Annotated in this window: 13 protein-coding genes; 4 read left to right on the forward strand and 9 right to left on the reverse strand. The window is 68.8% G+C overall.

Annotation, left to right across the window (positions count from 1 at the left end):
• The first annotated feature begins 7 nt into the window (after positions 1-7).
• From RTU05_RS15015 to tgt, 3 genes are all read left to right on the forward strand, one after another.
• Complete coding sequence (locus RTU05_RS15015) at positions 8-655, forward strand: methyltransferase (RefSeq protein ID WP_312599168.1); 648 nt, start codon at positions 8-10, stop codon at positions 653-655.
• A gap of 67 nt (positions 656-722) precedes the next feature.
• The gene (locus RTU05_RS15020) at positions 723-1,196 is read left to right on the forward strand and encodes a hypothetical protein (RefSeq protein WP_312599157.1); all 474 of its coding nucleotides are present in this window, start codon (positions 723-725) and stop codon (positions 1,194-1,196) included.
• On the forward strand, positions 1,193-2,308 hold the full coding sequence (gene tgt, locus RTU05_RS15025) for a tRNA guanosine(34) transglycosylase Tgt (protein WP_312599169.1): 1,116 nt from the start codon (positions 1,193-1,195) through the stop codon (positions 2,306-2,308). The genes RTU05_RS15020 and tgt overlap by 4 nt, the downstream gene beginning before the upstream one ends.
• A 193-nt stretch (positions 2,309-2,501) precedes the next feature.
• Here the strand turns inward: tgt and RTU05_RS15030 are convergent, their stop codons facing one another.
• Positions 2,502-3,056 (reverse strand): hypothetical protein, encoded by a 555-nt coding sequence (locus RTU05_RS15030; protein ID WP_312599158.1) that lies wholly within the window; start codon positions 3,054-3,056, stop codon positions 2,502-2,504.
• 61 nt (positions 3,057-3,117) lie between these two features.
• Complete coding sequence (locus RTU05_RS15035) at positions 3,118-4,893, reverse strand: SLC13 family permease (RefSeq protein ID WP_312599159.1); 1,776 nt, start codon at positions 4,891-4,893, stop codon at positions 3,118-3,120.
• A gap of 163 nt (positions 4,894-5,056) precedes the next feature.
• Between RTU05_RS15035 and RTU05_RS15040 the strand changes: the two genes are divergently transcribed.
• On the forward strand, positions 5,057-6,730 hold the full coding sequence (locus RTU05_RS15040; protein ID WP_312599160.1) for an FAD/NAD(P)-binding protein: 1,674 nt from the start codon (positions 5,057-5,059) through the stop codon (positions 6,728-6,730).
• A gap of 173 nt (positions 6,731-6,903) precedes the next feature.
• Here the strand turns inward: RTU05_RS15040 and RTU05_RS15045 are convergent, their stop codons facing one another.
• From RTU05_RS15045 to RTU05_RS15075, 7 genes are all read right to left on the reverse strand, one after another.
• Positions 6,904-8,328 carry a hypothetical protein gene (locus RTU05_RS15045; protein WP_312599161.1) on the reverse strand — a complete coding sequence of 475 codons (1,425 nt, stop codon included), beginning with the start codon at positions 8,326-8,328 and terminating at the stop codon, positions 6,904-6,906.
• A gap of 1 nt (position 8,329) precedes the next feature.
• Positions 8,330-8,632 carry a hypothetical protein gene (locus tag RTU05_RS15050; protein WP_312599162.1) on the reverse strand — a complete coding sequence of 101 codons (303 nt, stop codon included), beginning with the start codon at positions 8,630-8,632 and terminating at the stop codon, positions 8,330-8,332.
• A gap of 66 nt (positions 8,633-8,698) precedes the next feature.
• The gene (locus RTU05_RS15055; protein WP_312599163.1) at positions 8,699-8,833 is read right to left on the reverse strand and encodes a hypothetical protein; all 135 of its coding nucleotides are present in this window, start codon (positions 8,831-8,833) and stop codon (positions 8,699-8,701) included.
• Positions 8,830-9,186, reverse strand: a complete 357-nt coding sequence (locus RTU05_RS15060) for a hypothetical protein (protein WP_312599164.1) — start codon at positions 9,184-9,186, stop codon at positions 8,830-8,832. Before RTU05_RS15060 ends, RTU05_RS15055 begins: the two co-directional genes overlap by 4 nt.
• Complete coding sequence (locus RTU05_RS15065; protein WP_312599165.1) at positions 9,183-9,527, reverse strand: hypothetical protein; 345 nt, start codon at positions 9,525-9,527, stop codon at positions 9,183-9,185. The genes RTU05_RS15060 and RTU05_RS15065 overlap by 4 nt, the downstream gene beginning before the upstream one ends.
• Entirely contained in the window at positions 9,524-9,721 is a 198-nt protein-coding gene (locus RTU05_RS15070) for a hypothetical protein (protein ID WP_312599166.1), read from the reverse strand. The genes RTU05_RS15065 and RTU05_RS15070 overlap by 4 nt, the downstream gene beginning before the upstream one ends.
• Positions 9,712-9,913 (reverse strand): hypothetical protein (locus tag RTU05_RS15075; protein ID WP_312599167.1); only part of this gene is annotated, 202 nt, incomplete at its 5' end. The genes RTU05_RS15075 and RTU05_RS15070, both read right to left, overlap by 10 nt.

The raw sequence follows: 9,913 nt of genomic DNA on the forward strand, positions 1-9,913 counted from the left end.
TCACCGTCTGCTGGCGGCGGCGGTTCCCGCCCTGCCGGGGCAGACGGTGATCGAGGCCGGCTGCGGCGCGGGCGCGGTTCTGATGCAGATCGCGGCCCGGCGGCCGGGCGTGCGGCTTACGGGGATAGAGCGCGATACGGCCATGGCGGCCCTGGCGGTCGAGAACGCGGTGCTGAACGACGTGGCGGGGACGACCACCATCCACCCCGGCGACGTGGCGGCGGGCTTTCGGGCGTTGAACGCGACGCCGGGCGACTGGGCCGTGTCCAATCCGCCCTTCTTCGACGACCCCGGCGCCCTGCGCGCCCCGGCCGAGGGCAAGCGCGGCGCCTGGATGGCCGACGACGGATTGACGGCCTGGACCGGCTTTCTGCTGAAGGCGGTGCGCGAGGGCGGGCGGATCGTGGTGATCCACCGCGCGGATCGGCTGGCGGACCTGTTGGCCCTGCTGGGCGAAAAGGCGGGATCGTTCGCCATCCGCTCCATTCATCCGTTTGCGGACGAGCCGGCCAAGCGGGTTCTGGTCCAGGCGATCAAGACCGGACGCGCGCCGCTGCGCCTGCTGCCGCCCCTGGTGCTGCACGACCGCGAGGGCGGCAAACACAGCTCCCAGGCCGAGGCGATCCTGCGCGGCGAAGCGGCACTGGATTGGTGAGCCGGGTGGCCATTCGCCGTCAGACCTCCTAAATGCCCCCTCCCCTTCAGCAGAAAGACCGTCCGACGTGTCCGCCGATCATTTGCCCGACGACCTCAAGGATGGCCTGATCGCCGTCGGAGAGGCCGCGCGCGACCTGAAGTCGCCGTGGTGGATCTTCGGCGGGGCGGCCATGGCGCTGTACGGCCTGGACGAGATCCATGTGCCCGACATCGACGTGCTGTGCGCGCCGCGCGACGCCCGCGCCCTGCTGGCGGCGCTGGACGGCCATGTGGTGGCCGATCCGGGCGAGGGCCTGTTCCGCTCCGCCGTCTTCGGCCGGGCGCCCGACCAGCCGATCCTGATCGAGGTGATGGCCGGGCTGGAGGTGCGCGACGGCGGCGACTGGACCCCGGCCGCCTTCGCCTCGCGCCGTCAGGTCTTCGTGGAGGACACGCCGCTGTTCGTGCCCGATGTCCGGGACCACATCGCCCTTTACCGCCTGTTCGGCCGTCCCAAGGATCTGGCGCGGGTCGAACAGCTTGAACGACTGATCGCCTGATGCCTTTCCCGTTTGAGATTTCCGCCACCGAGGGCCGCGCCCGCACCGGCGTGCTGAAGACCGCGCGCGGCGACATCCGCACCCCCGCCTTCATGCCCGTCGGCACCGCCGCCACGGTCAAGGCGATGACGGTGGATCAGGTCAAGGCGACCGGCGCCGACATCCTGCTGGGCAACACCTATCACTTGATGCTGCGGCCCGGCCCCGAACGGATGGAGCGTCTGGGCGGGCTGCACAGGTTCATGGGCTGGGACAAGCCGATCCTGACCGACTCGGGCGGTTTTCAGGTCATGTCGCTGGCGGGTATATCGAAGGTAAAGGAGGAGGCCGTGACCTTCTCCAGCCACATCGACGGCTCCAAACACGTCCTGACGCCCGAACGCTCCATCGAGATCCAGGCCGACCGCATCGGCGCCGACATCTCCATGCAGTTGGACCAGTGCGTCGCCTATCCGGCGGAGAAGGACGCGGCGAAGAAGGCGATGGAGTTGTCGATCCGCTGGGGCGCGCGTTCCAAGGCGCGGTTCGGCGCGCGCGAGCATCAGGCCCTGTTCGGCATCCAGCAGGGCTCCACCTTCGAAGACCTGCGCCGCCAGTCGTCCGAACAGCTTCAGGAAATCGGCTTCGACGGCTACGCCATCGGCGGCCTGGCCGTGGGCGAAGGCCATCATGCCATGTGCGAAGTGCTGGATTACGCGCCCGAGTTCCTGCCCCAGGACCCCCCCCGCTATCTGATGGGCGTGGGCAAGCCGGTCGATCTGGTCGAGGCCGTTTATCGCGGCGTCGATATGTTCGACTGCGTCCTGCCGACCCGCGCCGGGCGCCACGGCCAGGCCTGGACCTGGGACGGCCCGCTGAACCTGAAGAACGCCCGCTTCGCCGAGGATCGGGACCCGCTGGATCCGACCATCGACGGGCCGTCGTCGCAGTATTCAAAAGCCTATCTGCACCACCTGATCCGCGCCGACGAAATCCTGGGCAAGGTGCTGCTCAGCTGGCACAATATCGCCTTCTATCAGGCCCTGACGGCGGCCATGCGGGCGGCGATTTCGGAAGGCCGGTTCGAGGCGTTCCGCCGCGACTTCCATGCGCGGCATACGTCGAACGGCTGAATCAAATCCAACCCTCATTCGGTCGATGCCGTCATTCCGGGGTGTCCGAAGGACGAACCCGGAAACCAGGACAACTGCGTCGGCGCCGGACCACGTCAAGCGGCGCGATTGCGGCCCTGGGTTCCGGTTTCTTCGCTCCGCTCAGCCCCGGAATGACGAGTTGGGAGGCCGGTCAAGCGAATGCTGGCCGGACCTAGCGGTGTGGCCGGAACCAACTGGGCGCGGCGGGCGGGGCGCAGTTGCGCTGCATCCCCATCCCCTTCAGGAAGGCGCGGCGCATCCGGCCGGACTGGATGGCGGACTGGACGTGTTTGGAATGCTGGTCGGCCCCGCTGAGCCTACGAATCCAGTTGCGGCCGGGAATGAAGTCGGTGGTCGTGTCGCGAATGGCGTTCAGCGCGGCCCGGGCCGCCGCATCGGCCGCCCGTTCGCTGAGATACGATCCGTCCTGGCGCGGCGGCTCGTCGGTGTCCGGCCCCAGCGCCTCGTCCAGCCGCGCGACCTCGGCGCCGATGGTGGAGCACTGGTTCAGATTACGCAGGTCGTAGGGGTTGGCCTCGGCCTGAAGCAGCACCGTCGGGATCATCTGACGACGCAGGTTGAAATCCTCCAGCGGCGCCGTTGCCGCCGCGGCGAACCCCGCCCCCACCTGCTCGGCCCCGCCCATGGCCGAACGCCCGGCGTTGCAGCCCGCCAGACCGACCGAGGCCACGCCAGCCGCCGCTATCGCACAAACAACTGTTTTCATCCGGGCTCTTAGATCACGTCCGGCGGTCCCCGCCAAAGGTCGCGTGGTCACAACCGCGTCGTCACAGCGGCCAGAACAGCAGGATCAGCGGCGGCGCGACGAACAGGACCAGCAGGCTCAAGGGCGCGCCCAGCCGGGGATAGTCGGCGAACCGATAGCCTCCCGGTCCCATGACCAGCGTGTTGCACTGGTGCCCGATGGGCGTCAGGAAGTCGCAGGCCGCGCCCACCGCCACCGCCATCAGGAAGGGATCGGCGTTGAAGCCCAGTTGCTTGGCCAGGGTCGCGCCGATCGGGGCGACGATCAGGACGGTGGCGGCGTTGTTCAAGAACGGCGTCACCGCCATAGAGGCCAGCAGAACCCCCGCCACCGCGACCACCCCCGGCAGGCCGTTGAACACATGGCGCAGCAGGCCGGCGATCAGGTCCGACCCGCCCGTCTGCTGGATCGCATCCGAGACCGGGATCAGGGCGGCGATCAGGACCAGCAGCGGCCCGTCCAGGGCGGCGTAGGCCTCGCGCATCTTCAGGCCGCCCAAGGCCACGATGGCCACCGCTGCGCCGAAGAAGGCGACCGCCACGGGGACCAGCCCGATCCCGACCAGAACCATGGCGACGGCCAGTACGACGGCGGGCAGGAACCGCTTCTTGGTGCTGCCCAACCGAACCTCGCGCTCGGCCAGGGGCAACAGGTCCAGGGCTTGCAACGCGGTGGGCAGGCTCTGTTCGGCGCCCTGCAACAATACGATGTCGCCCGGCGCCAGTTTCGCGGTGCGCAGATGCTGGGTCAGTTCATAGCCGCTGCGTGACACGCCCAGCAGGTTGATGCCGTGCTTGCCGTAAAGGTCCGACTGTTTCACCGACTGACCTTGCAGGGGCGAGTTGCGGCCGACCACCGCCTCGACCACCGCGATCTCCTCGGCGGGATTGTCCATGGCGATGGGGCGATCCTCGCGGATCAGCTTCAGCTTGGATCGGGCGATGAATTCCTGCAGGGCCTGCTGCTCGCCTTCGATCAGCAGGACGTCGCCGGGGCGCACCACCACATTGCCGCGCGGGCTGGGCCGGCGCTTGCCGCCCCGGATCAGGGCCATGATCCGCACGTCCCCCTCGCCGCAGGCCGTCAGCGCCGAGATGGTCATGGATTCCTCGACCCAGTCCTCGGGCGCGATGACCTCGGTGGCGTAGGCGTTGGCGGCCAGGGCCGCGTTCATCTGGGTCGCGCCGCGCCGATCCTTGGGCAGGATGCGATACCCGACGGCCAGAAACACCAGGGCCATGGCCGTGATCGCCAGACCGACCGGGGCGAAGTCGTACATGCCGAAAGGCCGGCCCACGATCTGCTGGCGCACCTCGGCGACGATGATGTTGGGCGCGGTGCCGACCAGGGTGACCATGCCGCCGGCCATGGCCCCGAACGCCATCGGCATCAGCAGCCGCGACGGCGCGGATCCGGTTCGCCGCGCGACCTGAAGGGCGACCGGCATCATGATCGCCAGGGCGCCCACATTCTTGGTCGCCATCGACAGGACGGTGACGGCGGTGGTCAGGACCGGCACCTGACTGCGCTCGGTCTTCAACAGCGGCAGCACCCGCCGCATGGCCAGCTCCACGACGCCGGACCGGGCGAAGGCTGCCGACACGATAAGGGCGCAGGCGATGATGACGGTGACGTCGTTCTTGAACCCGTCGAAGGCCGCCTCGGCCGGGATGACCCCGATCGCCAGACCCACGACCAGGGCCACCACCGCCACCAGATCGAACCGGAAACGCCCCCAGATGAACGCCCCGATCGTCAGGCCGATCAGCCCGAACGCCAGTCCCTGTTGTAATGTCACGCGCCGCCAGCCCCTTGATCTCGCAGGCTGAACGCCGTCCACGGACAAACGATGCAAGCGGAGCGTTAAATCGCTCTCAGACGGCCATGACTCCGACGCGGCCCCGGCCCTCCTTAATTTTCAAGGCCATGGCGCCATAGTCGCAATGGCGCATTGAGTGGGAATGACGCTATCCATCGCCTTTGTCGGAGCCGGGCCGACGACAATCTACACCCTGGCCGCCCTGCTCGCCGAAGGTCGCCTGGACGTGGACATCACCGTCTTTGAACAACAGCGGACGGCGGGCATGGGCGCGCCCTATCGGCCTGGGTGGAACGACCCGGCGATGCTGGCCAATATCGCCAGCGTCGAAATCCCACCCGTGCGGGAGACGCTGTTGACCTGGCTGGAACGTCAGCCTTCGGCTGATCTGTCGGCCATGGGCGTCGCCCCGGATGAGATCGATGCGCGGGCCTTCCTGCCGCGCGTGGTTCTGGGTCGCTATTTCGCCGACCAGTTCGCCGCCCTGGTGCGCGACGCCCGGGCGGCGGGCGCCAGCATCGAGGTCCGCACGGCCTGTCGCGTCATCGACGCCGCGAACGTATCGGACGGCATACGGCTGACGGTCGCGCCGCATCTGGGGTTCGTGACGGACGAGACTTTCGACCATGTGGTGCTGGCGACCGGCCATCAATGGCCGTCGGACCCGCAAGCGCGACCCGGCTACTTCCTGTCGCCATGGCCGGCGTCGAAACTGTCGGGGCCGCCTGCCGCGCAGGTGGGGATTCGCGGGTCCTCCCTGTCCGCGATCGACGCAGCCGTGGGTTTGGCGCGGGCGCACGGCGATTTCGTCGAGGAAGAGAACGGCGACCTGATCTATGTTCCGCATCGCGGCGCCGAGGCGTTCGGCCTGACCATGATGTCGCGCAAGGGCCTGCTGCCCGAGGCGGATTTCTACTTCCCCCTGCCCCACGCCCCGCTCGCCCTATGCACCGAGGCGGCCATCGCCGATCTGATCGCGCGCAGGACCGATGACCTGCTGGACCAGGCTTTCGACCTGTTCCGACAGGAACTGATGCTGGCCGATCCCGACTACGCCCAATCCATCGAGCTTGCCGATGCGACGGTGGAATCCTTTGGCGAGACCTATTTCGCGGCGCGTGCGGCGACCGACCCCTTCGTCTGGGCGCGCCAGAATCTGGAGGAGGCCCGCCGCAACCACGAACGTCGCTTCACCATTCCCTGGCGCGACGCCATCCTGCGGATGCACGAGGTGATCGGCGCGATCGTCCCGCATCTGGACGGTCGCCAGTTCGAACGGTTCGAGCGTTGGCTGAAGCCGGTGTTCGTCGACGATTACGGCGCCGTGCCCCACGCTTCCATCGCCCGCCTTCTGGCGCTGCACGACGCAGGCCGGCTTCAGGTGCTGGCGCTGGGCGACGACTATCGTTTGGACACCCAGCCGGCGGAGGGTTGCGGCGCCGCCGTCCACTATGACGGGCTGCGCCTGCATTTCCCGGTCTTTGTCGAGGCTTTGGGCCAACGTCCGCTGTCGGCAGACGCCTTCCCCTTCCCATCCCTGATCGCGCAGGGGATCATCCTGGATCAAATCTCGCCCGATGCGCCCAAGGCGGTGCGTGGCGTCGCCCTGGACGACGCCTTCCATCCGGTGACAGACCAACTGCCGCCCGACCGGCTGTTTTGTCTCAGCCTGCCCTTCCTGATGGGCCGCCATCCCTTCGCCCAGGGCATCACCAGTTCGCACGAGATGGGACAGGTCGTCGGATCGGCCCTGGCCCAGGCCATAGGCAGCCGAGCGGCCGATATCGCGCCCCGCGTCACCGCCGAGGCGGCCTAGACTAAATAAAGGCTGGGCGATGAATGAAAATGGTACGTCCTCTCGGGCTCGAACCGAGGACCCTCTGATTAAAAGTTCCGTCCGCTAAGGGGTGTGTTCAGTGCGGGCGGGGCTTTTCGCTACCGGCAACCAGGTCGGAAAAGGGCGGGATTGGTCGGTGATGGTCGGCTAAGTCACACGGCCGAAGGCAGGACCGCGCGCCAGCCGGTGGCGGCCAGGTGGGCGTCCATCTTGCGGGCGCCGGCGGCGCCCATCAGGGCGGTGGCCGTGCCGTAGTGTTTTTGCCAGACGGCGTGCACGCGGGCGTTGGACTTGTGCAGGCTGCGCTGGGTCGTTTCCTCGACCGACAGCGGCACCTCGCGCGCCAGGGTGATGAAGGTGTCGCGCAGGTCCATGAAGTCGAACGGCTCGACCGCGTCATCGCCCTGGCCTTCGATCCCCAGCAGGGTCGGCGCGGCTTCGGCGGCCTTTGTCTTGACCTCGTTCCAGGCGTCGTTGAACGCCTTGTTGGTCCAGACGCCCGAACGGTTGCGGGGCGACGGCTCGCGCACGATCAGGTGGGTCGGCGTGACCTTGGCGTCAGCGAACCGGACGCGGATGCGGGCGACGGCCGCCAGGCCCAAGGCCATCAGCGGAATGTCGGACGAGGCCACGCCTGTCTTTTGGCGGGACACGCGCTTGACCACCAGGTGCGGTTCGCCCGTCTCGGGATTGGCCTGGGTGACGACGCGGCGCCAGTCCAGGCGCAGCAGATCGGCCAGCGACCAGCCGAGATCCAGCGCCAGCAGGACGGCGTCGCCGATAGAGGGTTTTCCGATTTCGTCGGCGGCGGCGACCAGGGCGCGGGCCTCGTCCGGCGAGGCGATGCGGATGCGGCCTTCGGGCGGGGTGCGGTCGATCAGCTCGACCGGATTGGTGGCCATGGCCTTGATGCGCTTCTTGCGCCAGCACCAGCCCAGCCAGGCCGAGGCCACGGACATGACGCCATACGCCTGGGCGTGGCCGACGTTCTGGATCAGCCAGTGGTAGGCCTGCTCCAACGGGAAATCCTCGCCCTCGTCCTCGGGCGCGGCCAGGGTGTCGATGTCAAGGGCGCGCAGGGCGTCGATCTTGGCCAGGCTGTTCTCGTCCTCGACCAGGGCGACGAACAGGCGGTTCAGCTTGGAGCGGTAGTCGGTCTTGGTGCTGTCTGCCAGGCCGCCCTTGCCGCGCGGCAGGGTGAACTTGTCCGACGCCAGCCAGGCGTCGGCCAGGGCGCCGATGGCGCGGCGCGATTTCTGCTGCGACGGGGACGGACGCGAGGCGTCCAGCGCGCCGGCCGGGGCGAAGGCGGCCATGTCGGCGGGCACAAGCTCGCCGCGCAGCGTCCAGGCGGCGACGGCGGCGTTGATCGCCTTGCACCGGTCGATGGCGGTCCCTTGCGTCATCCAGACCTTGGCGCCGCGTTCATGCGTCGCCAGATCGGTCGGCTTCCAGCCTTGGTCGCGGCGGGTGGGCGACGGGATCCAGCGGGGGCGGCCGTCCCGCCAGGTGAAGCCGGCGGGCAGGACGCCGTGCGGACGCTGGCGGCGGGTCGGTCTGGCGGGCTTCCTGGGCATGTCAGGTGGCCTCCGGGGCGCGTTCGGCCAGTTCGCGCACACCGTCAGGCAGGCCCTTGCGGGCGGCGTCATAGGTCTTGAGCGCGGGGCTGTCGGGCGCGGCGGTTCGCAGCGCGTCAGCCACGGGGCCGGAGAGCGACGCGGCGACGGCCAGATCGGGAATGGCGGCGGTCTTCATGGCGTTGTCGGTGGCGCTGGCGACCAGTCGCGTCACCTCGTCCTGCGACAGGCCGTAAGGACGCAGACGGGTAAATAGGGAGGCGCGGAGCGAGCGGCGGACCTCGGCGATAAAGACGTCAGTCATGCAACAGGGCCTTTCGATGCAGGGCGCCCAGGACCAGGGCGTGCGCCCAGCCGAACAGCCAGCCCATCACAACCGCCCCTTGGCCACAAGCACGACCAGGAACAGCACCGCCAGGGCGAACATCAGCAGGGCCAGGCCCTGGCCGCGTTCGTTCAGCAGCTGGGGCCGCGAGCGGCGGCGGAACGGCAGGAAGTCGATCAATGCAAGTCCCCCCGGATGGCGCGCAGCGAGGCGCGGCCCCGGCGTGCAGCCCCTGACGATACCGGGCCGGCGGCGCTGGCGGCGTCCAGCCTGCGGACCTGTGGCGGAGTGTCCGCGACCGGATGGACGCGGCGGCTGCGGCGCTCGACCCAGCGGTCCACGGCGTCCGCGAGGTAGCGGACCGGCTCGCCCGGCTCGTTGATTTCGGCCGGGAAGTCGCGGTCGCGGGTCCAGGCCAGCCGCACCTTGCGGAAGCGTTCGTGACTGAGGCCGACGGCGGCTGCGGCCTGCTGGCCAGTGTAGAAGCGGCCGCGCGGCCCGGCCTCGACAGCGTGGAAGGCGAGCGCGGTCATGGCGCGCCCCTTTCCTGTGCGGCCGTCGATTTCAGGGCGGCGAGGGCTTGGCGCACATACTCAAACTCGGACGGGTAAACTGATGCCCGGTGACTTCTGAGGATGCGCTCCAACGCCTCCACTGCGATCCGCACCCTGTCGGTATCGGCGGCTGGGGGGCGGCTGGCGTCGATGATAGCCATCAACTGCACCGCGTCCGCGTATTCCCGGCACAGGGCGATCATGCGCGGTTGCCCCTTCACCATGATCGCAGCCGCGAAGCCTTTGTAGATGCTGCTGTCGATCTCAAGGTCCGCCGTCAGCAGGTCCACCGGCGCGAATGCAGGGTTGTCGGTCTTCATGCCGCCCTCGCCAGGTCTTCGCCGAAGCGGATGCGGCGTTCCAGGTTGTCGGACACCATGACGCCGATGGCTGCGCCGACGGAACGGGCGTGGGCGGCGTTCAGGACGGGGTCGAAGGCGCCGGCGATCTCGACCGACTTCATCGTGTCGCCATGCTGGACGGCGACGGTGACGGACAGGACGGTCATGCGCATCGGCGGCTCCTGTCGTCGCGGGCCTGGATCAGGCGCAGGAAACCCAGGGCCCAGGCGCGGTCGTCGGAACGGGGCGCGGGCGGCGGCGGGGCGACGGCGGGTTCGCGGCCGTCGCCGGTGGCCCGCCCGGCGTTCAGGTTGCGGTCGGTCATTGGAGCGGCCCCCGCAGCGGCGACTTGCGGTCCGCCTGAA

This window comes from Brevundimonas sp. (assembly GCF_032017145.1).
GTDB lineage: Bacteria > Pseudomonadota > Alphaproteobacteria > Caulobacterales > Caulobacteraceae > Brevundimonas.